Source organism: Pseudomonadota bacterium, assembly GCA_037200975.1.
In the GTDB taxonomy this organism is placed as follows: domain Bacteria; phylum Pseudomonadota; class Gammaproteobacteria; order Steroidobacterales; family Steroidobacteraceae; genus CADEED01.
In genome coordinates, this window is sequence record JBBCGI010000001.1 from 3,549,094 (window position 1) to 3,573,409 (window position 24,316).

Below are 24,316 nucleotides of genomic sequence, written 5' to 3' on the forward strand. Positions count from 1 at the left end.
AACCGGATCGAAGTGACCCGACAAAGCTCAGGTCGACTCTCGCTCGACGATGTCGAAATTGATCGTGATGCAGGGCGCGACATTGCGCTCGCCGGCGATGCGCCGCGCCAGGTGCTCGACCGCCTTGCGGCCCATCTGGTACCGCGGCACGCGCAACGTGGTGAGCTTCGGATACAGCTCTGCCGCGAGATCGGTGTCACCGTAGCCGGCGATCGCCAGATCCTTGGGAATCTTCCAGCCGCGGCGATGACATTCCTGGACTGCGCCGATCGCGAGCGTGTCGCTCGAGAAGAAGACCGCGTCGATCGATGGGTCGCGCGTCTTGAGCGTGCTGACGGCTTCCGAACCGCCTCGCGAGGTGATCGGCATTTCGATCTCGAGGCGATCCGAACCGACGATGCCCCGATCCTTGAGCGCGGCGCGATAACCGATCTTGCGCTGCTGCAGGCGATCGTTGCCGTGCGCCGGAGTCGAGACGAACCCGATGCGCTTGTAACCGATGTCGATGAGCCGCGTGGTCATCGCATACGCCGTCTCGAAATTGGAGACGCCGACCAGCAGGTCGATGGGCTCGCGCCCGCGAATCTCGCTGATCTCGACGACGGGAATCTTCTGCGTGCGCAGTTGCGTCCTGGTGGTCTCGCTCTGCACGAAGGCCTGCAGGATCAGGCCCGCCGGCCGCCAGCCCATGAGCGTGCGGATCGCCTGCTCTTCGGCCTCGGCGGAGAAATCGCCCTGCACGAGCAGTAGTTGCATGTCGCGCTCGTGGCAGGCGTCCGACATTCCCTGCACCTGCTCGGCGATGCCGGAGTTGATCAACGGCGGCACGACGGTGCCGATCACGGACTGCGTGCCGCGCAGCGCCGACGCGCGTTGGTCGGGCACGAAGCCGACGTCGTCGATCACCTTCATGATCCGCGCGAGCGTGTCGGAGGCGACCAGGTTCGGGGTGCGCAGCGCGCGGCTCACGGTCATCGGCGCCACGCCCGACAATCGCGCGATCGACTTCAGACCGACTGTCTCGCTTTCTTTTTTTCGTCTACGTGTGGACATCCCGGCCTCGTGCTCTCAGAAAAGTTCTCCCCTCAAATGCTGTTCCTGGTCTGCACGGCGCCGCTCTCGAGGAGGGATGCGCGCAAACTAGTGCCGAGACCCGGTCGCTGCGGGATGAGCGCTTCGCCGTTCTGGATGTCGATATTGTCGGAATAGACAGGCCCGTACCAGCCACCGTCATAAAATCCCCGCACCGTTTCCAGGATCATCGCGCTGTTGGTCGAGGCGCACAGATGCAGGTTGGCATAGAGCGTCACCAATCCGGTGCAGTCGTGAGGCGCGACGGGCAGGTGATAGGTCTCGGCGAGGACGGCGATCTTCTTGCTCTCGGTGATGCCGCCCGTCCAGATGATGTCGGGCATGACCACGTGCGCCGCCCCGGCCTCGAGCACGTCGCGAAAGGCGTAGCGGGTGATCAGGCGCTCGCTGACGCTGTGCGGAACGCGCGATTCCTGGGCCAACCGGCGCAGGTCGCCGGCGTTGTCCGGCTTGATCATGTCTTCCATCCAGAGCACATCGAAGGGTTCGAGCGCGCGGGCGATACGCAATGCGCAGTTCAGGTCCCAACGGCTGTGTCCCTCGATCAGGATCTCCATGTCGGCGCCGACGGCGTCGCGGATCTTCTGCACGCTGGCCAGGCCTTTTTGCACGTCGCGCGCGCTGATGTACGCACCCGACGGCCCCGCCGCGCCCCAGCCGGCAGGGCCCATCGGGATGCGGCCGCGGATCTGCGGCGCGAACTGGTCCCACGGCCACATCTTCAACGCGGTGACTCCGCGGGAGAGCAGGTCCTTCGCGAGCTCGGCGGGCCGGTTCAAAAAACCGTCGGTATCCTGATAGTTACCGGCGTTGACGCAGGTGTTGTAGACGCGGATGCGCTCGCGGCCCGTGCCGCCTAGCAGCTTGTGGATGGGTTGCCCGAGCGCCTGGCCAACGATGTCCCACAAGGCAATGTCGATCGCCGACAGCGCGCGCATCTCCGCGCCCGCGAAGCCGAAAAAGTTGGCCCAGCTGAACACCTGTTCCCAGATGCTCTCGCGGTCGTGCGGTGACTGGCCGAGCACGAAGTCGGCGATCATGTCGTGAACGACGGCTTCGCAGGCGGCCGGAAGGTAGTAGGTTTCACCGAGGCCGATCAGACCGGTGTCGGTGTGCAGGCGGACCCAGAGGATGTTCGGCTGCGGCTGGTAGCGAATGGTTTCGACGCGGACGATTTTCATTTTTTGCAGTGTCGGTTGGCGTTGTTGGTTTATGATTACGATATCATACGGATGCGGACGATGGGGCCGGAAGTGGGGGAACGTGTTGTGAATCGGCTGGATGGACAGGTCGTGGCGATCACCGGTGGGCTCGGCGATATTGCGCGCGCGACCGCCGAACGTCTGCTCGCCGAAGGCGCAAAAGTTGCGCTGCTCGACCTCGCCGGCCGTGGCGATCATCCCTGGCTCGCGGCCCATCCCGGTGAGGTCTTGTACGCGCCGGCGGACGTGTCGGACCGCGCGCAGATCGATGGTGCACTCGTCGCCGTCGTGCGCCACTTCGGTCGTCTCGACGTACTGATCGCCAACGCGGGCATGGTCGCGAACCAGCGGTTCCTCGACGTGGATGCCAAGTCCTGGGATGACACCTTGCGCATCAATCTCACGGGCGCTTTCCACTGCGCACAGGCGGCGGCGCGGTTGATGGTGGCGCAGACGCCGCGCGGCGTTCTGCGCGGAAAAATCCTGTTCACCAGCAGCTGGGTGCAGGACATGCCCTGGCCCGAGGGCGCGGCGTACGCGACCAGCAAGTCGGGCCTCAAGATGCTGGCCAAAGTCATGGCGCAGGAACTTGCCACGCAGGGCGTGACGGTGAACGTGCTCGCGCCGGGCATCGTGATGGCCGGACTGAGCGCGCGCATTCATGCGGAAGATCCCGCCTTCCGCTCGCGAGTCTCGGAGGCGATCCCGCTCGGAATTATGCAAAGCGCGGAGTCCGTGGCCGGCGCGTTCTTCTTTCTGTGCTCGCCTGACTCCGATTACATGACCGGCGCGACGCTGCTGGTGGATGGCGGCGCGAGTCTCGTCAAGCGCACTTGAGCATCAAGCCGGTGCTCACCAAAAACACGTCTTGCTCATCCGTCGATGATATCGTTATCATCCAAAACACGATGTCAGCAACGAGCACCGACATTCAATGCGTGATTCCGCCGGGCGCGAAACTCGGTGAAGGCACTTTCTGGGATTGCCGCGACCAAGCGCTGTGGTGGCTCGACATCTTCGATCGGACTATCTACCGCTTCGACCCCGTCACGGGCGAGCAGGGCAGCTGGTCCACTCCGGAAGATCCCGGTTGCCTCGCGACGCGCACGCAGGGCGGTCTGGTGATCTCCATGCGCAGCGGCTTCTTTTTCTTCGATCCGGCGTCCGGGCGGTTCGACCCCATCGTCGATCCCGAGAGCGACCTCGAGTCCACGCGCTTCAACGACGGTCGCACGGATCGGCAGGGCCGGTTCTGGGCCGGCACCATGGTCGTCGATGCCAAGGCAGAGCCGCGCAAGATCGCCGGGCTGTACTGCCTGGGCACCGACCTGCGCTGCGAGAAAAAACTCGACGGCATCGGCTGCGCGAATGGCCTCGCGTGGAGCCCCGACAGCCGCGTCATGTACCACTCGGACAGCCATACGCCGCTGGTGCGGGCCTGGGATTTCGATTCCGCCAGCGGCGACCTCGACAACGTCCGCACGTTCGTCGACCTCACCTTCATGGATGGCATCGCCGATGGCGCCACCGTCGATGCCGAAGGGTGTTACTGGGTCACGATCCCGTTCAAGAGCAAGTTGCTGCGCTTCGATCCCGCGGGCGTGTTGATGCGGTCGATCGATCTGCCCTGCGACATCCCGACCTGCTGCGAATTCGGCGGAAAAAATCTCGACGTGTTGTACGTCACGTCGGCCGCCTTGCACCGGACCCCGCAGGAATTGACTCAACAACCATACGCGGGCGCGGTGTTCGCGCTCGACGTGGGCGCGCGCGGATTACCCGCGGTGCCTTTCGCCGGCTGACTCGAGACGGAGAACTGACAATGCGTAGACGAAATTTCATCGCGTCGCTGGGTGCGGCGCCAGCGGTGGCCCTGGTGCCGGCCGCGAGCCAGTCCGCGCTGGTCGCGGCTGCGACGGCGATTCCGGCCACGACTCTCACGGCTCCCGAAGGTTTGCCGCTGAGCGCGGTGTCGGGAATCACGGGCACGATTTCTCCCGTGCGATTCACCAGCGCACCGACCGCAGACAACGTGCCGCTGCTCGCGCAGAGCCCACCCTCTGTCGACGTCGATCTGGTCGCGATGGCCGGCAAGGCCATGAACTACCTGATCCACAATCCGCGCCCGGCGCTCGACTTCGAGCCGGTGTTCCAGATCAAGCCGCTCGCGTGTCCGCCCGCGCCGCACGGCCACGATCCGATCGTGCCGGGGGACACCGACTGCCGCATGGACTGGGAATACATCTTCATGCGCGAGATGAGCGGCAGCCGCGAAGGACTCGACGTCGAGCGCGGTTTGCGCAAACGCATTCTCGGCTACGTCCGCGACGACGGGCTGGCGTGGGTGCCGCCCGGTCACTACATGGAAGGCGATGTGTACGCCGGCGCGACGCCGCAAGGCGAGATCGCCAGCACCTGGGCCACCGCGAAGATCATCCGCAGTCTGTCCGAAACGTATGCACGCACGGGCGACAAGGCCGCGATTCAGCAGGCGCGCCGGATGTTCGTGGGCTTGAGGAAGCTGGCCGACTGGGATCAGGGCCGGGCTGTCTATCAAGGCGGATCCGGTGGCTGGCGCGATGGCAAGTTGTTCAAGGCGCAGCAGCCGGTCGCCGCGGTCGAGCAACTGGTTCGTTACTGGGAAGTCAGCGGCGACGACGAAGCATTGCAGTTCGCAATCGCGGTCACGGAAGGCCTGATCGAGCAGGGCCCGAGCCTCAAGATCGAGCCGAGCGGAAAATTCAACGGGCACATGCATTCGACCCTGCACGGCGTGTGGGGTGTGGCGCATCTCGGCGTCGTGCAGAACCAGCCGCGCTACGTCGAGTGGGCCAGGCGCATCTACGATTACGCGACCACGCAGGGACTCGGCACGGGCTGGTTGGCCGCGGCCACCTGGGACCAGCAAGTGCGGCTGCTCTCCGAGATGTGCGCCACGTCCGATCTCGTGTCGATCGCCTCGTGGCTGGCGCGCGGTGGTTATCCCGACTATTGGGATCACGTCGAGCGCTACGTGCGCAACATGATCGCGCCCACGCAGTTCTCGCTGACGCCGGAATACGTGGCGCTGTATCGCCAGACGAACGCCGCCAAGGGAAAGCGCGAAGTCGAGCGTGGTCTCGCGCGCATGCAGGACTTCGCCGGCGGATTTGTCGCCGCGCCAGCGCCTAACAGCTGGATCAACTGGATGCCGCCGACGGCGCAGGGCAATGGTGAACGCATGCAGATCTTCGGCTGCTGCGCGCCGGAAGGCATGCGCGCGCTGCATACCGCATGGTCCACGGTCGTCGAGCGCACCGAACACGAAACGCGGGTCAACACGTCGCTGGGTTGCGAAACCGATGACGCGAAAGTGGTTTCCTTCCTGCCGACGCAGCCGCGGCTCGCCGTGGTTGCAAAGCGCGCGGGCAACTTCCTGGTTCGCGTTCCTTCCTGGAGCGATCGCGCCCAGGCGGCCGCGTACCGGAACGGCAAACGAATCGACCTGCAATGGGCCGGACCGGCGCTGGCGTATGCGCGGTTCGATGCGGTGCGCGTCGGCGAGGAGCTCAGCATCAGTTATCCGCTCGCGGAATTCCGCCAGCAAGTGGACTTCGCGTTCGCAGGAAGGCCCGATCTCAAATTCCAGCTCGAATGGTCGGGTAACCGCGTGGTCGACATAACGCCGCGCGCTTCCCAACTACCGATGCCGGGCTACGGCCCGAAGGTCTGACGGACCTCGGCGCAATCCGACAGTTGCGATTGCGCCGATCGATCTCTATGATAACGTTATCAGCACGAGTGGGAACTCCATGACAAAAACTGCATTGGTGACGGGAGGCGCGACCGGACTCGGCCGCGAAGTCGCCATCCGTCTCGCCGCGCGCGGTGTCGCCGTCGCCGTGGCGGACTTCGACGAGAAAAAACTGCACGAGACCATCGCGGAGATTGGCGGCGCGCCGACACATCTGCCGATCGCGATCGACCTCACGAGCGATGGCGCCGCGGAGCGGGTGATCGGTCAGTGCAGCGCCAAGTGGGGCCACATCGATCTGCTGGTGAACAATGCGGCCTACGGCGGCATCGAGCCGTTTTTCGAAAGCACCGCGGCGATGTGGAAGCGCACGCTCGACATCAACGTCACCGCGCTGTTGATGCTCACCGTGACCGCCGGTCGCGGCATGCGCGACCGGCGCAGCGGGCGCATCGTCAATCTCACGTCGCCCGCCGCGCGTATGGCGCTGCCTAACTACGCCGCCTATGCGGCCAGCAAGGCCGCCGTCGATTCCGTGACGCGTGCTGCCGCGATCGCGCTCGCGCCGTATGGCGTGCTGGTGAACAGCGTCTCGCCGGGAATGATGAACACGGACATGCAGCGGATCACGGAAGCGCGGCTCGCCGAAGTCGAGAACCGGCCCGATGTCGACGAATTCCTCGAGGAGCGAACGCGCCGGGTGCCGTTGGGCCGTCGTGCCGAAATTGCCGAAGTCGCTGACGTCGTGTTGTGGCTGCTGCTGGATGCGCCGGCATACGTCACGGCCGCAAGACTGAACGCCAGCGGTGGGTTGGATAAGGACTAACGAACTAATGAATGCTGTTCCGAACATCGCCGCACAGTCGGCGGATATCGATGCACTGCGCCGCCGCGCGAAAAACATGCGTCGCCACATGCTGGTGATGGCACGCGGCCCCGGGCAGGGCTACGTGGGCCAGGGCATGGGCATCGCCGACGTGCTTGCCGCGCTCTATTTTCACGAGATGCGGTGGGACCCGAAGAACCTGCTGGCCGAGCACCGCGATCGCTTCGTGCTCTCGACCGGCCATTACTCGATCGCGCTCTGGGCAGCGCTCGCCGAGGCCGGAGTCTTCCCGCTGTCTGAGTTGCCCACCTACGGCGCCGATGACAGCCGCCTCGCGATGTCCACGATCGATACCACGCCCGGAGTGGAGATGATCGGCGGGTCGTTGGGACACGGCCTGGGGCAGGCGATCGGCATGGCGATCGGCGATCGCATGCGCGGTTCGACGGCGCGCGTCTATTGCGAACTCTCCGACGGCGAAATGCAGGAAGGTTCCACTTGGGAAGCCGCGATGGCGGCGAGCCACTTCGGGCTGGACAATCTGATCGCCCTCATCGACTGCAACGGCATCCAGGCCGACGGGCCGATGGTCCTCGACATGGAGCCGGTCGCCGACAAGTGGCGCGCGTTCGGCTGGGATACGCAGGAGATCGACGGCAACGACATGCGCAGCGTCGTCGAAGCGCTGGCGGCGACACGCAGCGGCGTGAAGCGGCCATTCGCGATCGTATTGCGCACGAAACCAGGCTCCGGAATCCCGTCGCTGGTCGCGCGCGAGAAGGCGCATTTCATCCGCGTCGAGCCTTCCGAATGGGATGCGCTCACGGCGGAACTAGACGCAACGGAGTCCACATGAACCAGCCGCAGTTCACCAAGGCGATGGGGCAGGACGAAGGCGCCGGCCCGCGCCGCACGATCGACGCCCCGTTCGGCGCCGCACTCGTCGAGCTCGGTGCGAAACGCCGCGAGATCGTCGGGCTCACCGCCGATCTCGGCAAATACACGGACATCCTGCCGTTCCGCGACGCATTCCCGGACCGCTTCATGAACGTCGGCATGGCCGAGCAGAACCTGGTCGGAATCGCGGCGGGACTGGCGCGCACCGGGTACGTGCCGTTCGCGACCACCTATGGCGTGTTCGCCTCGCGCCGCGCCCTCGATTTCATCGCGATCGGTCTGGCGCACTCGCGCCTGAACGTGAAGATCATGGCCGGTCTCCCCGGACTAACTACCGGCTACGGCGGCACGCACCAGGCGATCGAAGATACCGGGTTGATGTGTTTGATCCCGGATCTGGTCGTGATCGATCCCTGCGATGCGGTCGAAACGATGGCGGCGACGCGCGCCATCGCGGACTACCATGGTCCCGTCTACATGCGACTGCCGCGCGGCAAGGTGCCCGTCGTACTGGACCCGGCGCAGCCATTCCAGATCGGCAAGGCGCGGCTGCTGGCGAGCGGAACGGACGTCGGATTCATCTCCACCGGTTTCATGACCGAGCGCGCGCTCGATGCGGCCGCCGAGCTTGCGAAGCGCGGAATCTCCGCCGGCGTGTTGCACGTCCCGACGCTGAAGCCGCTCGACACCGACGCGATTGCCGATTTCGCCGCGCGCGTGAAGCGCGTGGTGACGGCGGAGAATCACGTCACGCGCGGCGGGCTCGGGACCATGGTCGCGGAAGCGTTGTTCGACGCGGACGTGGTCAAACCGCTCACGCGTATCGGGCTGCCGGACAAATTCATCGAATGCGGTGTCGTCAGCAGTCTGCAGGATCGCTACGGCATCTCCACGCGGCACCTGGTCGAAGCGGGCGCCCAGGCAACACGGCGCAGCTGATGCCGCCCCGAACCGCAGCGGCCCGGACCTTCAGCCTCTTCGCGGTGAGCGAAGTCGGCGTGTTGTGCGCCCTGGTGCTGGCCGTGGCGTTGTTCTCCGCGCTCGAGCCCGCGTTCCTCGCGGAACGAAACCTGCGCGCCATCCTCATCATCGTGTCGTTCGTAGGGATCATCGCCATCGGGCAGATCGTGTTGCTGGTCTGCGGCGAGTTCGATCTGTCAGTGGGGTCGGTGGCTGGACTCGCGGCCGTCGTGGCGGGCAAAACGATGACCGCGATGGCGCTGCCCGTACCGGTTGCGCTCATGTGCGGCGTGCTGGTCGGAGGCCTGGTCGGTTTGATCAACGGGCTGGTCGTCGTGCGGCTGCACATCCCGGCGTTCATCCAGACGCTCGGCATGTTGTTCATCGGCCAGGGACTCATCCAGGTCGTCACGCTCGGCTACCCCGTCTATCCACTGCCGCCCGTCATCGGCGAGATCGGTCAGGCGTCCATCTTTTTCGGTCTCGGCTGGAGCTTCGTGTTCTTCGCGGTGCTGGCGCTGGTGGCGGACTTCGTCCTGCGGCGCACGTCACTCGGCCGCAATTGTTATGCGGTCGGCGGCAACGTCGAGGTGGCACGCCTCGTCGGCATCGACACCACCCGCTACAAGATCGGCGCCTTCGTGTTCGTCGGCATGCTCGCCGCGATCGCCGGCATGTTCGTGATGGCGGATCTCGCGAGTGGCACGACGTCCATCGGCAACGGCTGGGAGCTGATCGTCATCGCGAGCGTGGTCGTCGGCGGCGTCAGCCTGTTCGGGGGAACCGGGTCGATCGCGGGCGGATTGCTCGGCATGTTGCTGCTGCAGGTGGTGCAAAGCGGGCTCGTGATCAGTGGCGTCTCCGCCAACTGGCAGCAGATCGCGGTCGGCGTGATCATGGTCGCCGCGGTCGGTCTCGACGTGCTGCGTCGCCGGATGTTCGTCGAAGGCGCGCGCGCCGAACCGGCGCCGCCGCCAGCCGCCGCGACGCTGGGCCAGGCGCCGCCCGACACGTCCCGCGCGGACTCGCGGAGCTCGTGATGCGTCGAGCACTGATCTTCGCGGCCTTGCTGTTGCTCACCGGTTGCGAACAGAAGCGCACGGAGCAGGCGGGTGTTTCCATTCTCTGGGTTCAGCCGCTGCGCGACCATCCGGTCCACAAGCTCATGCAGGCCGGCTTCCTCCAACGCTGCAAGGAAGCCGGGTACACCTGCGACATCGTCGGCAACCCCAGCGCCACGAACTTCGATGTGTCCGCGACCATCGTGCTCGCCGACGCCGCGCTCGCCCGCCGCCAGTATTCCGCGCTGGCTATCTACTCACCCGACCCGGCGATCTACCCGTACATCGCGAAACGCGCGCGCGAAGGTTTTCCGGTCGTCACCTGGCATCGGCTGCCCGACGCGGGCGAAGTGCCTGGTCTCAGCGCGGCCGCGGGCCATGACGTGACGCAGGCTGCGACCGACGCGGCGCTCGCGATGGGCAAAGCACTCGACGGAGCCGGCGCGATCGCGGTGACGCAGGGAAGTTTCAATGCGCTCGAGAACCGCATGGCGGCGGACTTCGCGGCGCAGGTACACAAGAATTTTCCGGCGATCACGCTGCTCGATCCCCAGCTCGAAGGCTTCGAGCCGTCCGGCGCGAAGGCCAAGGCCATCGCGCTGCTGCAGGGCAATCCGCAGCTGACCGGCGCGTTTTCGACGACCGGCAACGGCGCCGAGACCTGGGCCGGCGCGGCGCGCACCACGCATCGTGACGTGAAGATCATCAGCATGGATTACACGCGACAGAACCTCGACCTGGTGAAGTCGGGTGCGGTGTACGCGATCGTCGCTCAACCGTTGTACGAGGAGGGCGCCGCCGTCGCCGACCTCGGGGCAAAACTCGCGCGTCACGAGACAGTGCCGCTGCGCAACGTGTTGCCCGCGAAGATCGTGACCGCAGCGGGCCTCGATCCTTACTACCAGATCCTGTCGGCCGCCGGCCAATAGGCGGGACGAGAACGATGGACGACACGGCTGCACCGCAGATCGCCATCGAAGCACGGGCTGTCACCAAGAACTTCGGTGGAGTCCGGGCGCTGCGCGACGTCAGTCTCAAGGTGCGGCGCGGCGAAACGCACGCGTTGTTGGGGCAGAATGGCGCGGGCAAGTCGACGCTCATCAAGATCCTGAACGGCGTGTATCCCGCCGGCAGTTATGGTGGCGCGCTCTATCTAGATGGTTCCGAGGTGCAGTTCGACTCACCTGCCGACGCCCGCCGCAAGGGCGTGGCGTATGTGCCGCAGGAAATCGAGGTGTTGGCGCAGCTCTCCGTGGCCGAAAACATCTTTGCCGGTCAGACCGGTGCAAACGGGAAGATGTTCGTCGATCGGCGCGTATTACACGTTCGCGCCGAAGCGCTGCTCGCCGAGCTCGGCCTCTCGATCGATCCCGCCGCGCACCTCGCGCATCTCAGCGCGGCGCAGCGGCACCTGGTGATGATCGCGCGCGCGCTATCTACCCGGCCGCGGGTCCTGATGCTGGATGAGCCCACGGCCTCCTTGTCGAATACGGAAGTCGACAAGCTGCTCGAGTTGCTCTCGGGTCTGAAACAACGCGGCGCCACCATTCTTTATATCTCGCACCGTCTCGCGGAAGTGCTGGCGATCTGCGACCGCGCGACCGTCCTCAAGGACGGCAGCGTCGCGAGCGAGATGGCGCGCGAAGAATTCACGCAGGAGCGGTTCATCGAGCGCATGTCCGGGCGCAAATCGCAGGCGTTGTATCCGGTGCGATCGGCGCCGTCGCCATCCTCCCCGCAAAAGCCGCCGCTGCTCACGGTCGCAGGCTTGTCGATGCCACGACGTTTCGGCATAAACCGCGCGCTGCACGACGTGAGTTTCAGCGTGCAGCCGGGAGAAATCGTCGGACTTGCAGGTCTGCTAGGCTCCGGACGCAGCGAAATCCTCGGCGCGATCTACGGTTCGCTGCCGAAGGTGGCCAGCCTGTCCATCGACGGCGAGGCCGTCCGGGTTCGTTCCCCGGCCGACGCGCGCGCGCTGGGAATCGAATTCCTGACCGAAGATCGCAAACATGCGGGGCTGCTCTTCAATCTTCCGGTCGGGCAGAACATCACCATCGGAAATCTCGCGGCGGTCAGCCGGCACGGCGTGATCAACCGGGGTCGCGAGACGGGCGTCATGCTCGAGCGCATGCGCGCGTTGAACGTGAAATCGCCTTCGCCCGCCGCCGCCGTGGCGCATCTGTCCGGCGGCAACCAGCAGAAGCTGCTGTTCGCGCGCGCCTTGCTCAGCAAGCCGCGGCTGCTGTTGCTGGACGAACCCACCAAGGGCGTGGACGCCGCGACGCGGCAGGAAATCTATCGCCTGCTCGGCGAACTCGCCGACGCGGGCGTCGGCCTGATCGTGGCGTCCTCCGAGCTCGAAGAAGTCATCGGCATCGCCGACCGCTGCCTGGTCGTGTCGGGCGGCCGCATCGTCGACACGTTCGCGCGTGGCGAAGGTGGAGAAGACCGCGTGCTGCGCGCTTCCATCCACGCGCCGACCTGAAACACCTGCGCCCGTGCCTGCACGGGCGTGCCAGTTCGATACATTCCGGGAGTAGTTAGAGATGAGACTCGTGAGATTCGGAGAGAGTGGTTGGGAACGGCCGGGGCTGATCGATGTCGACGGCGGTATCCGCGATCTTTCTTCGATCGTTCCGGATCTCGCGGGCGAGCACCTGTCGAAGGCCAGCCTGGCGCGTATCGCCGCTGCCGATCGCAAGAGCTTGCCGCGCGTCACCGTCGCGAGGCTCGGCCCGCCGGTGGGCAACGTGCGTAACTTCATCGCGGTCGGCCTCAATTACGCGGACCACGCGGCGGAGACGAACTCGAAGGTTCCCGCCGAGCCGATCCTCTTCAACAAGGCGCCGTCATGCATCGTCGGACCGAATGACCCGATCGTCATTCCACGGGGATCGCAGAAGACCGATTGGGAAGTGGAACTGGCCGTCGTCGTCGGTGAAAACGCGTCGTACGTTGCGGAGAGCGAAGTCCCCGACGTGATTGCGGGTTACACGATCTGCCACGACGTTTCGGAACGCGCCTTCCAGCTCGATCACGGCGGGCAATGGATGAAAGGGAAGGGCTGTCCGAGCTTTGGCCCGCTGGGTCCGTGGCTGGTGACGCCGGACGAGATCGCCGATGTGCAGCGCCTGGCCTTGTGGCTCGAGGTGAACGGCGAGCGCATGCAGAGCGGATCCACGGAACGGATGATTTTCAGCATCAATTTCCTGGTGTCATACATCTCGCGCTTCATGAAGCTGCAGCCGGGCGACGTGATCACGACCGGAACTCCGCCCGGCGTCGGCATGGGACGGACTCCGCCGCGATTTCTGCGGGCGGGCGACCGCGTGACGCTCGGAATCGACGGGCTCGGCGCGCAGACGCAAGGGGTCGCGAATTCGCCACCCTAGATGGTAACGATAGCAGTCAGCCCCGGAACTGAGCCGCCGGGGCACAGGCGATTGCTCGCGTCTGCGGCATTTTTGTGCCGAATTGGCGCATCTTTCTTATTGATTTCGAAGTACCGGACCCTTCCTACAAAATAGTTGCATTGATGATATCGTTATCATATTCTGAACACATAGCAGGGCTGCAAGCCAATAATACAAGGGGGATTCCATGAACAACGTCTCAATGCGAGCTTTGTCCGCGGCCGTGATTCTGGCCGTCTCGACGGTGGCCATCAGCGCCGAAGATCCGATGGATGAAGTCATCATCACCGCACAGAAAACACAGGAAGGCTCGATCGGCGGCTGGCTGCCGACGCCGCTGCCCGAGCTGCCGCGTACCGTCATGATCGTCGACGAGGAAGTGCTGCAGCGGCAGTTCGTGTCGACCACCAAGGACATCATCAAGAATGTTCCCGGCGTGCAGATCCTGCCGGACAACAATCTCGCGGGTTACCAGACACCCATCATCCGCGGCATCGGCGCCACGCAGTACTTCGAGGGACAGTACAGCGCGGGTATCGCCACGAGCATTCCGGAAGCCATCGGCGGCGCCGAAGTGCTGCAGGGTTTCAACTCGCTGCAGTTCGCCGTCGATACCGGCGGCGGATCGGTGAACTACTTCCTGAAGCGGCCCACCGGCGAGAATTTCCTGCAGACCGAACTGCAGGGCAACAACTGGGGCGGCGCGAAGCTGGTCCTCGATGGCAACTACCACGTGGGGCCGGGCGATACCGATGGCGTGCGCTTCGTCGCCGTCGCCGACCGCGATCAGAGCTATGTCCGCGACTTTCCGCGCCGGGAAGGCAACAAGGGCGTCTTCATGTGGCGCTACTCGGGCCTCGCGGGCATCCAGATGGACCTGGACCTCTCGGCCTGGGACATCAAGAACGATCCGAACAACAAGTTCATCCCCGTCGGTACCGTGCCGACCGTGCCGATTCCCGAACTGGATCCGCGGACTAACTACGCGCAGTCCTGGTCGGAGCATGCGGAACGCAAGGGCCACCAGATCGGCTTCAAGATGAGCAAGGAGTTCGGCGAGTGGCGCGCGCTGGCGGCCGTGGCCTACGACCGCACGACGTACTACAACAACGCCTGCAACATCAACAATCCGAACTTCGTGACGGGCGAGGCCAGCTACGACTGCCGCGAGAGCACGTTCGGCCCGCTGTGGGACAAGCAGATCCGCTTCGACCTCACGGGCAAGGCGCGCTTCCTCGGCCTCGATCACTACATGGCGATGGGCTTTCGGCAGTCCGGCCAGGACTGGAAGCAGCTGACCACGTCGCACGTCTTCGACGATCCGATGTATCTCACGCAGAACATCTTCGAGCCGCGCACGTATCCCAAGCCCACGAGCTTCACGGAAGCGCCGAACAAGTACCGCAGCACCTTCGACGACAAGGTGTATTACTTCCAGGACAAGATCTCGGCCGGATCCAAGGTCGACATCTGGGCCGGCGTCGGCTACGTCGAAAACGACGGCAGCCATGGGCCGACCATGGTGGAGAACCAGCTGCCGCTGACACACGTGGTCGTGCCGAGTGGCGGCATCGTGTTCAAGGCGAACAGCTCGAGCAACTACTACGTCAGTTATGCCGAAGGTGTGTCGCGCGCCGATGTGGTCGGCACCAGCGACCCGACCATCGTCAATCCGGGCACGCTGATTCCCGCCGTACATTCCAAATCGTACGAAGTGGGCGGCAAGTGGACGCTTGCCGAGCGGATGCAGCTCAATGTCGCCGTCTTCAAGATGACGCAGCCATTCGTCATCAACGAGCTGGTGCAGGAGATTCCGCCCCGCTACAAGCGTTATTCGGGTGGCCTCAGCGAGTACACCGGCTTCAGCCTCGACTTCCGCGGCAAGCTGACGCACAGCATCGAGTTGCAGGGTGGCTTCACGTCGGTGGATCCGGTGCAGAAGACGACGGAGGATGAGTCGCTCGAGGGAAACAAGACGGCTGGCGTCGCCCGTCAATCCGGTGTGCTCAATGTGATCTGGGATGCGGGCGATGTCGGCGGCCTGTCGGTCGACGGCGGCGTCTACTACCAGAGCAACATGTTCCTCAACCCGCAGAACACGTACCGCCTCGACGGATTCACGCGTGTCGACCTGGGTGCGACCTACGACACTGCGTGGAGCGACAACGATGTCCGCTTGCGCCTGCTGCTCGAGAACGCGCTGGATGACAAGTTCTACTACGGCTTCTCGGGTGGCTTCCAGCTGGCCGCGCCGCGGACGTTGCGCGCCTCCGTGGTCGTGCGGTTCTGAGTACCAGAGTAATGCCTGAGCGAAAAGGGACCTGGAATCGCCGCGAGGCCATCGGCCTCGCGGCGTCCGCCATCGCCGTTGCGGGCTGCAAGCCCTCAACGCACGACTCCGCGGCGGCCGCCATCCGGCTCGCCAATCAGACCTCCCTCCTGGGGGCGAGTGATTCGGGTGGCGGTGCGCTGCGCCTGGCATCGCTGCAGAGCAGTGCTTCGAAGTTTGAATGGCTGGCCCGGACACAAGCGATCGCCCCCGCGGTCGTCGTCGGTGGCCAGCCGCAAGGCGCCTGGAATGCGGCCAGCGGCGAGTCGAAGGATTCTTCGCTGGCTTTTCAGGCGCGCAACGATGCCGGGCTCGAATCCACGCTTGCGATCTCGGCGTATGCGGATAGCGGTGCGTTCCGCTGGCAGCAGGCGTATCGCAACTCGGGCGAGGGCGCCATTGGATCAGTGAGCGAGTACGGCGCCATCGATCTCACGTTGCGCGCGGATATCGGACCGCTCGTCGTGCACTGTGTACGTCGCGACTCGGATTATTTCCGCGAAGCGTTGCCCTTCAGAAACCATCTCGCCGTCAAGGGCGGCGGCTGGAACGCACCCAGCCACGCAGGGTTGTTTTTCGTCGAAGCCGCCGATCACGGTGAATTCCTGGTTCTCGGCGTTCAGCACGAACGCGACTGGACCCTGACTCTCGATACCACCACCGACGGCACCAGGCTCGCGGTGACACTCTCCAATCTCGAACATCCCCTGCCCGCGGGGCAGGCGCTCGCAGCGCCGCCTATCTACATTGGCGCGGTGCGCGGCACGCTCGACGACGCCGTCAATCTGTCGCTCGCGCATCTGCGTGGCCACGTACTGCCGAGCACCCTCGAAAACACGCCGTGGATCGGCTACGACATCTGGTCCACGGACGGCGCCAACGTCGAGAAGAACATTCTCGACGAGGTGAAGTTCGCAGCGGACCTCGGCATCGATCTTTTCTATCTGGATGCGTCCTGGTACAAGAACTCCTCGCGCCGCGGAACGGGTGACTGGGGCAAGGGCCTCGGGTCTTACGAAGAAGATCGCCTCAAGTTTCCACAAGGGCTGCGCCATCTCTCCGACACAGTGCATGCCGCGGGCATGAAGTTCGGCCTCTGGGTGGGGCCCAACATCGTCGATATCGAACTGGTCGGGCGCGACATTCCGCCGCAGTGGCTGGCCCAGGAGAACGGCAAGCCGCGCGAGCTCGCCATCCCGAGCTGGGAGCACAAGTGCCTGCAGGTCTGCCTCGGCTCTCCGGACTACGCCGAGCATCTGAAGAAAGAATTGACGCGGCTCATCCGCGACTACGATCTCGATTGGCTCAAGTGGGACAACTCCGGACTGCCGGGTATCCCCGCCGTCTGCACGCGCGGCGATCACGGTCACGCACCCGGTGACGGTAGTTCGGCGGCGCTCGCGAACGAATACGCCATCTTCAAGCACCTGCACGAAACCTTTCCGAAGCTCACGCTGGAGCAGTGCGGTTATGGCAGCCGCATCGATTACGGTCGCGCCGAATACGTCCGCGCCAACTGGTGCAGCGACAAGACTTTCCCATCCGAGAGCGTGCGGTCGAATGCGATGGCCTGCGCCACCGTGTTCCCGTCCGCCTGGAATGCGGCCTGGATCGTCAGAGAGGACCAGGAGTTCTTCTCTTATAAAGAGAAACACCAGATCGACGCCGGCATCCGCAGCCGGATGCTGGGCATGTTCGGCGTGGGTACGCTGAACGGCCAGATGTCACAGCGGGTCTCTCTATATCCAGCACCCATCCTCGAACGACTCAAGGCGAGCGTCGGCGTCTACAAGCAGTACCGCCACCTGCTTTCGCAGCCGGTGAGCTTTCCGTTCCAGCCGTACGGCCGCAGTCCCCAGGGCTGGGATGCCGTGCAATTCACGAAGGCGGATGGCGCCGAGTCGGTTCTGCTCTGCTTCCGCGGCGCCAGCACCCAGACGCAGTCGGTCCTGAAGCTCGGGCGGCTCAAGCCGGACACTAACTATCGGATCCGGCGCGTGGATGCGAATACCGAAGAGAAGGTGTCCGGGGCCGAGCTCATGAAAGCGGGGCTGCTGGTCGAGCTCACGTTGGCGGGCGCCTCGGAAATCGTGCTGATCGACGCCGTCGCTTAGCCAATGGCTAACAGGACGCGCCGTCGCACGTAACATCCGCCCGCCAAATCGATCCCTGCGATGACCCGTGTACTTCCGCTGAACCAGCTCGGTCGCCACGATGTTGAAACAGTGGGCGGCAAGAACTCCTCGCTGGGCGAGATGCTGCGTGAACTGACGACGCTTGGCATCCAGGTGCCGGACGGATTCGCGACAACCGCCGCGGCATTTCGAGATTTCCTGAATCAGGGCGGGCTTGCTGCCCGCATCCATGCCCGTCTCGCCGCGCTCGACGTCGATGACGTGGCAGAACTTGCCCGGGTCGGCGCCAGCATCCGTGACGAAATCCGGACGACTCCTCTGCCTCAGGAGTTGCAGGACGAAATTCTTGCGTCGTGGCGCACGATGGACCGCGGCCGCGGAATTGCAGTAGCCGTGCGTTCGTCGGCGACCGCGGAAGACCTGCCCGAAGCTTCTTTTGCAGGTCAACAGGAAACATTTCTCAATGTGCAGGGTGAGGCAGCGCTGCTGATGGCGGTGCACGAGGTGTATGCCTCGCTCTTCAACGACCGGGCGATTGCCTATCGGGTGCACCAGGGCTTCGACCATTCGCTGGTCTCGTTGTCGGTGGGAATACAGCACATGGTGCGCAGTGACCTCGGGGCCAGCGGCGTGATGTTCACGCTCGACACCGATTCGGGATTCCGGGAGGTCGTGTTCATCACGGCGTCCTATGGACTCGGCGAGACCATCGTTCAAGGCGCCGTCAATCCGGACGAGTTCTACCTCCACAAAGCCGGGGTCCGCGCCGGCCGGCCCGCCGTATTGCGGCGAAACCTGGGCGCGAAGGCGATCAAGATGGTCTACGCGCCGGCCGGGTCTCCCGAACGCGTGCAGACAGTCGACGTGCCGCGCGCGGATCGTGAGAGATTTTCGATCAGCGACGCGGATGCGACCGCGCTGGCGCAGCAGGCACTAACTATCGAGCAGCACTACGGCTGCCCGATGGACATCGAATGGGGGAAGGACGGCGCAACCGGCGAGCTGTATATCCTGCAGGCGCGGCCTGAAACCGTGCAGAGCCGCTCGGGTCGCACCGTCCAGCGCTTCACGCTCAAAAGCCCCGGCACCGTGCTCGCGCAGGGGCGAAGCATCGGACAGCGCATCGGTGCGGGAACTGCGCGCATCATCGCCAGCGTCAAAGACATTGAGCGCGTCAGACCTGGCGACGTGTTGGTCGCCGACATGACGGATCCGGACTGGGAGCCGGTGATGAAACGCGCCTCGGCCATTGTCACCAACCGCGGTGGGCGCACCTGTCACGCGGCCATCATCGCGCGCGAGCTCGGCGTGCCGGCGGTAGTGGGTTGCGGCGATGCGACCCAGGTGATCGAGGAAGGTGCAGCGGTCACCGTGTCCTGCGCCGAGGGCGATACGGGCTATGTATTCAAAGGATTGCTCGAGTTCGATCAGCGGCAGGTAGAGCTCGAGGCGCCTCCAGACCTTGCCGTGAAAATCATGATGAACGTCGGCAATCCGGACCGCGCGTTTACCTTCGCCCAACTACCGAACCGCGGTGTGGGCCTGGCACGGCTCGAGTTCATCATCAACCGCATGATCGGTGTGCACCCCCGGGCGCTGCTCGAATTCGATTCTCTGGATTCCAGGCTGCAGGCGACGATCCGTGAACAGATGGCCGGTTACGCCGATCCCGTGCAGTTTTTCGTAGACAAGCTTGCCGAGGGAATTTCGCAGATTGCGGCGGCCTTTACACCTCAGCCGGTCATCGTTCGCCTGTCGGACTTCAAATCGAACGAATATGCAAACCTCATCGGCGGGTCGAACTACGAGCCGCGCGAGGAAAATCCGATGCTCGGATTTCGCGGTGCCTCCCGCTATATCGATCCGACCTTTCGACCTTGCTTCGAACTCGAGTGCCGTGCGTTGAAATACGTTCGCGACGTCATGGGCCTGGAAAATGTCTGGATCATGGTGCCCTTCGTTCGCAATGTCGGCGAGGCGCGCAGGGTGGAAGAGTTGCTCGCGGCCAATGGCCTGGTGCGCGGCGAGAATTCCCTCAAGGTCGTGATGATGTGCGAACTGCCGACCAATGCGCTGCTGGCAGATCAGTTCCTCGAGTATTTCGACGGGATGTCCATCGGCTCCAATGACATGACGCAGCTGACTCTGGGAGTGGACCGTGACTCCGCCATCGTCGCGTCGCTGTTCGACGAACGCGACGCGGCGGTGAAGGCGCTGTTGTCGATGGCGATCCAGGCGTGCCGCAGAAAAGGGGCCTACATCGGTATCTGCGGCCAGGGTCCCTCCGACCACCCTGACTTTGCAGCCTGGCTCGTCGATCAAGGGATCGAAAGTATCTCGCTCAATCCGGACACCGTCATGGAGACCTGGACGCTGCTCGCGAGCCACAATGCGTCGTGATTCCACGCACCGTCTGCTTCGTCTCTGATCGCACGGGCATCACCTCCGAAACATTGGGGCAGGCATTGCTGGCCCAATTCGAGGGGGTTGAGACGCGCACGGTGACCATGCCATTCGTGGTGACACTGCAGGAAGCACGCGGAGTAGTAGAGAGGATCAATGCGATCGCACGTGCTGAAAAAGCCCGGCCGATCATCTTTTCCACGCTTGTCGATGACGATGTCCGCGCGGTGGTGAAGGAAGCCGATGGCTTCTTCCTCGATTTCTTCGACGCCTTCCTCGCCCCGCTCGAGGCGGAGCTGGAAGTGCGTTCCGCGCACGTCACCGGGCATGCTGCTCCGGGAGCGGCTGCGGATCCCGCGCGCTCGGCGCGCATCGACGCGACGAATTTCGCGCTCTCGAATGACGACGGTTCCGGTGCACGGGACTACCGCAGCGCTGACCTGATCCTCGTTGGTGTTTCGCGCACCAGCAAGACGCCGACCTCGCTCTATCTAGCGCTGCAGTACGGCGTCTTCACCGCCAACTACCCACTCACTGACGAGGACCTCGAGACGGGAAAGCTGCCGAAGGTACTGCAGCCTTACCTGGGCAAGCTGTATGGACTCACGATTGAAGCGGAACGACTGCAGCGGATCCGGGAAGAGCGTCGGCCAGGCAGTCGTTATGCATCGCCGCAGCAGGTGCGGTACGAGGTGCGAACCGCTCTGGCGCTGTTCGAGCGGCAGGGCATTCCTCACCTGGATGTATCGGAATGCAATGTCGAGGAAATCGCGAGCCGCATCCTCAATCAGATGAATCTCGAGCGACGGGTACGAGGCTAGAACTCACCGCAACGTGCCCGTCCTGTGGCTGGTAACCGATGATGCGGTGGGTTTCGTCGATGTCCCAACGCATGCCGGGATTGTCAGACATGAGATTCAATATTGCGAAGGGCACGTTCTCTGCAACGATCGCCCGTTCTACACCGTGGCAGAGGTCGCGATCGCTCAGCCACATGCGCTGTCCCCAGGCGCCATTTTCCATGTGAGGACCGGGAATATTGCCGGCGGCATGTTGGCAATCGCCGATGCGCAATGCGATGAACGAGATCCCGGTACGCCGCGAAAGATCGTGCCCTGCGCGCTCGCCAAACAGTTTTCCGCTGCCGTAGGGATTCACCGGCCACGGCGGCAGCGAAGTCGTCAGCCGCTGCTCTTGGAAGCGATAACCCGCCATCACCCAATTCGAGCTCGCAAAGACCACGCGTTTCGCAGCGAATTCTTCTGCCGCCCTGAAGACATTCAGAGTCAGGTCGATGTTGTCCCGCTGCACGGAATCCCAGCTTGCGGTGGGATACGGATTTCCCGCCAGGTGGATTACGGCGTGCACTCCTTCGAACAGCCTTGCCCAAACTTTGTCGTACTCCGCCAGATCCGCGGTGAAGACGCCTGGATCAGAGGCCTTGTTGAGGCACAACAGACGCAAATCATATTTGCCGTCCATTTCGAAATGCCGGCGCAACTTGGTGCCGATGCTGCCGGTGGCGCCGGTGATGAGAATGGTCTTGGTCATGCTGACAATATGCGATCGCGCCAAGGTGGCGTCGTTGCCAAATGATAGAAGAGAAGTCGGGTGCGCCGCTGGTCTAGCTAGAGCCATTCATCGCAGCGTGAAGGTCTGACTCCCCTTGCCAAGTGGTAAGTAGCTGATAACGTTCCCATTGTCGGCGGTCGACTGTTCGTCCACAACTCTCCGGGCAGCCAAATTGCGGGAAAATCCGCGGAAACGTTGCTGCGGCGGAAACAGAAAATGTGTTGCGCGAATGGTATCGTTATCATATATTTTCGCGGAGCATGCTGGAGAACTAAAGTTGCCGATGGACTTCCACGTCGAGCACTCGCGCTGAAGTGAGTCCTGGAGATCGGAAGGAGGGGATATGCAAATCACCGTCGAAGGCGGATTGAATTGGATCAGCCACTCGAGTTGGTCTTCTGGTTTCCATATATGGCGCTCGCAGACATCGCCGCGTAGCCAAATCATGAGACTCGTCGCCTGCATGGCAGGGAAGTCGGGCACGCGGCCGTTGATCTGGATGCTGGTATTGCTCGTGAGCTTCGCCGCGCCCACCTTTGCCGATCCGGCAAACACCGCGTGCCAGGGCCAAGAGGTCCAGATTCGTCAGGGCGCGCTGAAAGTCACGCTCGACCCGAAATTTCCTCGCGTACTGGCCTACGAAGTTGAACAGCGCGGCCGCCTGCTGGGAGCCAGCGCGGAAAGTCAGGCCCTCATCGAGCTCAATGACAAGATTTATAGCGCCGGGGATTTCACGGTCGCATGCGTGACGGCCGACGCTTCGACCGTCGAATACACGGTTGCCGTGAAGCCGCTCGGCCTGCGGCTCGGCTTTCGCTTTCAGGCGCTGGCGGATGAGTTGTCCCTGAAGCTCACGACTGTCGAGGAGCAGGGCGGAGTCAAGCTAACTACCCTGGCGTTTCCCGATCATCAACTCGTGCGCGTTCCGGCCGGCAATTCGACCGCCAGCATGTATCGGAGCGAGTACTACCGGCGCACGTGGAAGGATCAGGAATACATGTCTGGCTACGACCAGCCCAAGGCGTTCTTCAGTTCGGCCATCGGCGAAGAAGACGGCGAGCTGAATGCGCAGATGGGGAACTGGGCGTCCGCGAGCGTGGATGGCATTACCGCTACGCTCGCGAGCAACATTCCATACTGGAAGATCCGCAGCCAGTTCCTCGGCTACGACGCGCGCGCCACGGACTTCGCGTTCTGGCTCGGCACCTATAACTACCGGCTGCGCGGCGCCGTGCAGCCCCTGCTCGAGGCGCGGGTCGCGCTGATCACGAAGGACGCAAACGGCGACGGCCGGCTCGACTGGATGGAGGCCGCGCTGTGGCATCGAGACCTGTTGCGCAATCCAAGCCCGGTCTTCGACCCGGCTACCGGATTCTCCTACAAGGTCATGAACGACTGGTTGGATCAGCCTGGCAACGAGCCAGCAACGACCTTCGAGGAGACGCTGCAGCTGATCAAGAGAATATCGATCATCACGGGCAACACCAGGCAGGTCGCCGCGCTGACCGGATGGCAGAACAAGGGGCACGACTCAGGTTGGCCCTATTTCAACAAGGTAAACGAAGCACTGGGTGGATTGCCAAAGCTCCAATGGCTGGCGCGCGAGGCCAGGAAGTACAACGCGACGCTCAGTTATCACCTCAATCTCGACGATTCGAATGAGAACACGCCGGGTTTCGAGCGCAGCATCCCGGTATTGGCGGCAGGGCACGACGGCAAACCCTATCCGTGGAGCATCTACTTCACCGGCGGGCCGCAGGTCTATCGCATCAACCATACAAAGGATCTGGAGTCGGGATTCTTTGAAGAGCGCGTGATGGCGTTCTTGAACATGGTCCCGAAGACCAACTCGGTCCAGCTCGATACGTTCCGGCCGTTCAGCATCAGCTTCGGACCCGGCGAGAACATCGGCATGGTTGACGAGGCGGTGAGCTCGGCTCGAATCGTGGAGTGGTTTCACAAGCGGGGCATTGCCGTGTCGTCGGAAGGGCCTGTCGATGCGCTGTACGGCGTGCTCGACGCAACCTATCACCTGTTTGCGCAATCGGATCCCTTTCACATCCTGATGACGTACGGAAAGATTCACGGCGGCGGCAAACATTCGAAAGGCCCGGGACAGGTGCTGGGGTGGGCACACAACCAGGACCTCGTCATGCGTCCGATCGAATGGCGTGAGCCCAAATTCAACATTCACATGCGTTGGAATCCCGTCACGGACGACGAACTTCGGGACATCTATTACCTCGGCAATCTGACGCAGGGTTATCTCACCAACAAACACCTCGTGTGGCTCGGTGAAGACGTGCGCGAGCCGGGTGTAGCAGCCGATGCGGCGAAGGCGGATGCACCTCCGCCTGCCTACGTGGGGCGATTCGAGGATGGCACCGTCTCGAGGGTTTCCTCTTCCGGACGCTGGACGGTGATCGACAACGGCGCCACCACGGTGGATGGCGACTACCGCGCCATACCGCGAGGTGATTCCGAAATCCTGCTGTATTCGGTGACCGGACGTCGCGCAGAGGTGCGCGTACCGGGCGCATGGGCTGGCAAGAGACTGATCCTCACCGAGGTCGAGGCGCCGTCCAGGTCAGTCGTCGTACAGCGCGCCGCGCAGTCATCGTCGGTGACGATCGACTTGCGACCGCGCACCCCGTACCGGCTGCATATCAGTAAATAAGCGACGCCCGGAA

18 protein-coding genes are annotated in these 24,316 nt (G+C 63.6%); 15 read left to right on the forward strand and 3 right to left on the reverse strand.

Going from position 1 to position 24,316, the window contains the following annotated elements; all coding sequences use genetic code 11:
- Positions 1-27: 27 nt before the first annotated feature.
- Together WDO72_16055 and WDO72_16060 are read right to left on the reverse strand one after the other, a co-directional pair.
- Entirely contained in the window at positions 28-1,053 is a 1,026-nt protein-coding gene (locus WDO72_16055; GenBank protein MEJ0087187.1) for a LacI family DNA-binding transcriptional regulator, read from the reverse strand.
- A 32-nt stretch (positions 1,054-1,085) separates the two neighbouring features.
- Entirely contained in the window at positions 1,086-2,492 is a 1,407-nt protein-coding gene (locus tag WDO72_16060) for a mandelate racemase/muconate lactonizing enzyme family protein (GenBank protein ID MEJ0087188.1), read from the reverse strand.
- On the opposite strand from WDO72_16060, the gene WDO72_16065 reads away from it, so the two are divergent.
- From WDO72_16065 to WDO72_16130, 14 genes are all read left to right on the forward strand, one after another.
- Positions 2,385-3,131, forward strand: coding sequence for an SDR family oxidoreductase (locus WDO72_16065; protein ID MEJ0087189.1), 747 nt, complete (start codon positions 2,385-2,387; stop codon positions 3,129-3,131). The genes WDO72_16060 and WDO72_16065 overlap by 108 nt on opposite strands.
- Before the next feature lie 71 nt (positions 3,132-3,202).
- The gene (locus tag WDO72_16070; protein MEJ0087190.1) at positions 3,203-4,096 is read left to right on the forward strand and encodes an SMP-30/gluconolactonase/LRE family protein; all 894 of its coding nucleotides are present in this window, start codon (positions 3,203-3,205) and stop codon (positions 4,094-4,096) included.
- Positions 4,097-4,116: 20 nt separating this feature from the next.
- A complete protein-coding gene (locus tag WDO72_16075) occupies positions 4,117-6,006 on the forward strand; it encodes a hypothetical protein (protein MEJ0087191.1) in 1,890 nt (629 codons plus the stop codon).
- 79 nt (positions 6,007-6,085) lie between these two features.
- Positions 6,086-6,853: an SDR family oxidoreductase gene (locus tag WDO72_16080; protein ID MEJ0087192.1), complete on the forward strand. Its 768-nt coding sequence runs from the start codon at positions 6,086-6,088 to the stop codon at positions 6,851-6,853.
- Between the two features lie 7 nt (positions 6,854-6,860).
- Complete coding sequence (locus WDO72_16085) at positions 6,861-7,709, forward strand: transketolase (GenBank protein MEJ0087193.1); 849 nt, start codon at positions 6,861-6,863, stop codon at positions 7,707-7,709.
- Positions 7,706-8,689: a transketolase C-terminal domain-containing protein gene (locus WDO72_16090; GenBank protein ID MEJ0087194.1), complete on the forward strand. Its 984-nt coding sequence runs from the start codon at positions 7,706-7,708 to the stop codon at positions 8,687-8,689. The genes WDO72_16085 and WDO72_16090 overlap by 4 nt, the downstream gene beginning before the upstream one ends.
- Complete coding sequence (locus tag WDO72_16095) at positions 8,689-9,750, forward strand: ABC transporter permease (GenBank protein ID MEJ0087195.1); 1,062 nt, start codon at positions 8,689-8,691, stop codon at positions 9,748-9,750. Before WDO72_16090 ends, WDO72_16095 begins: the two co-directional genes overlap by 1 nt.
- Positions 9,750-10,700 (forward strand): sugar ABC transporter substrate-binding protein, encoded by a 951-nt coding sequence (locus WDO72_16100; protein ID MEJ0087196.1) that lies wholly within the window; start codon positions 9,750-9,752, stop codon positions 10,698-10,700. The genes WDO72_16095 and WDO72_16100 overlap by 1 nt, the downstream gene beginning before the upstream one ends.
- A gap of 14 nt (positions 10,701-10,714) precedes the next feature.
- On the forward strand, positions 10,715-12,259 hold the full coding sequence (locus WDO72_16105; GenBank protein MEJ0087197.1) for a sugar ABC transporter ATP-binding protein: 1,545 nt from the start codon (positions 10,715-10,717) through the stop codon (positions 12,257-12,259).
- A 61-nt stretch (positions 12,260-12,320) separates the two neighbouring features.
- Entirely contained in the window at positions 12,321-13,166 is an 846-nt protein-coding gene (locus WDO72_16110) for a fumarylacetoacetate hydrolase family protein (GenBank protein ID MEJ0087198.1), read from the forward strand.
- A gap of 208 nt (positions 13,167-13,374) precedes the next feature.
- Positions 13,375-15,477: a TonB-dependent receptor gene (locus WDO72_16115; protein MEJ0087199.1), complete on the forward strand. Its 2,103-nt coding sequence runs from the start codon at positions 13,375-13,377 to the stop codon at positions 15,475-15,477.
- An 11-nt stretch (positions 15,478-15,488) separates the two neighbouring features.
- On the forward strand, positions 15,489-17,630 hold the full coding sequence (locus WDO72_16120) for an alpha-galactosidase (protein ID MEJ0087200.1): 2,142 nt from the start codon (positions 15,489-15,491) through the stop codon (positions 17,628-17,630).
- Positions 17,631-17,690: 60 nt separating this feature from the next.
- Positions 17,691-20,051 carry a phosphoenolpyruvate synthase gene (gene ppsA, locus WDO72_16125; GenBank protein MEJ0087201.1) on the forward strand — a complete coding sequence of 787 codons (2,361 nt, stop codon included), beginning with the start codon at positions 17,691-17,693 and terminating at the stop codon, positions 20,049-20,051.
- Positions 20,051-20,875, forward strand: coding sequence for a pyruvate, water dikinase regulatory protein (locus tag WDO72_16130; GenBank protein ID MEJ0087202.1), 825 nt, complete (start codon positions 20,051-20,053; stop codon positions 20,873-20,875). The genes ppsA and WDO72_16130 overlap by 1 nt, the downstream gene beginning before the upstream one ends.
- Here WDO72_16130 and WDO72_16135 read toward each other — a convergent pair.
- On the reverse strand, positions 20,838-21,605 hold the full coding sequence (locus WDO72_16135) for an NAD(P)-dependent oxidoreductase (GenBank protein MEJ0087203.1): 768 nt from the start codon (positions 21,603-21,605) through the stop codon (positions 20,838-20,840). The two genes, WDO72_16130 and WDO72_16135, sit on opposite strands and share 38 nt — an antisense overlap.
- Before the next feature lie 466 nt (positions 21,606-22,071).
- Between WDO72_16135 and WDO72_16140 the strand changes: the two genes are divergently transcribed.
- The gene (locus WDO72_16140; GenBank protein ID MEJ0087204.1) at positions 22,072-24,303 is read left to right on the forward strand and encodes an endo-alpha-N-acetylgalactosaminidase family protein; all 2,232 of its coding nucleotides are present in this window, start codon (positions 22,072-22,074) and stop codon (positions 24,301-24,303) included.
- Positions 24,304-24,316 lie beyond the last annotated feature (13 nt).

Bases quoted from the DNA above. Each gene is read 5' to 3' on its own strand.
- WDO72_16070 (MEJ0087190.1), top strand. From the start codon at position 3,203: ATGTCAGCAACGAGCACCGACATTCAATGCGTGATTCCGCCGGGCGCG.
- WDO72_16105 (MEJ0087197.1), top strand. From the start codon at position 10,715: ATGGACGACACGGCTGCACCGCAGATCGCCATCGAAGCACGGGCTGTC.
- WDO72_16075 (MEJ0087191.1), top strand. From the start codon at position 4,117: ATGCGTAGACGAAATTTCATCGCGTCGCTGGGTGCGGCGCCAGCGGTG.
- WDO72_16120 (MEJ0087200.1), top strand. From the start codon at position 15,489: ATGCCTGAGCGAAAAGGGACCTGGAATCGCCGCGAGGCCATCGGCCTC.
- WDO72_16090 (MEJ0087194.1), top strand. From the start codon at position 7,706: ATGAACCAGCCGCAGTTCACCAAGGCGATGGGGCAGGACGAAGGCGCC.
- WDO72_16060 (MEJ0087188.1), bottom strand. From the start codon at position 2,492: ATGATCGCCACGGCCGGCGAGGTCGAGCAGCGCAACTTTTGCGCCTTC.
- WDO72_16140 (MEJ0087204.1), top strand. From the start codon at position 22,072: ATGAGACTCGTCGCCTGCATGGCAGGGAAGTCGGGCACGCGGCCGTTG.
- WDO72_16095 (MEJ0087195.1), top strand. From the start codon at position 8,689: ATGCCGCCCCGAACCGCAGCGGCCCGGACCTTCAGCCTCTTCGCGGTG.
- WDO72_16135 (MEJ0087203.1), bottom strand. From the start codon at position 21,605: ATGACCAAGACCATTCTCATCACCGGCGCCACCGGCAGCATCGGCACC.
- WDO72_16100 (MEJ0087196.1), top strand. From the start codon at position 9,750: ATGCGTCGAGCACTGATCTTCGCGGCCTTGCTGTTGCTCACCGGTTGC.
- WDO72_16110 (MEJ0087198.1), top strand. From the start codon at position 12,321: ATGAGACTCGTGAGATTCGGAGAGAGTGGTTGGGAACGGCCGGGGCTG.
- WDO72_16115 (MEJ0087199.1), top strand. From the start codon at position 13,375: ATGAACAACGTCTCAATGCGAGCTTTGTCCGCGGCCGTGATTCTGGCC.
- WDO72_16085 (MEJ0087193.1), top strand. From the start codon at position 6,861: ATGAATGCTGTTCCGAACATCGCCGCACAGTCGGCGGATATCGATGCA.
- WDO72_16080 (MEJ0087192.1), top strand. From the start codon at position 6,086: ATGACAAAAACTGCATTGGTGACGGGAGGCGCGACCGGACTCGGCCGC.
- WDO72_16055 (MEJ0087187.1), bottom strand. From the start codon at position 1,053: ATGTCCACACGTAGACGAAAAAAAGAAAGCGAGACAGTCGGTCTGAAG.
- ppsA (MEJ0087201.1), top strand. From the start codon at position 17,691: ATGACCCGTGTACTTCCGCTGAACCAGCTCGGTCGCCACGATGTTGAA.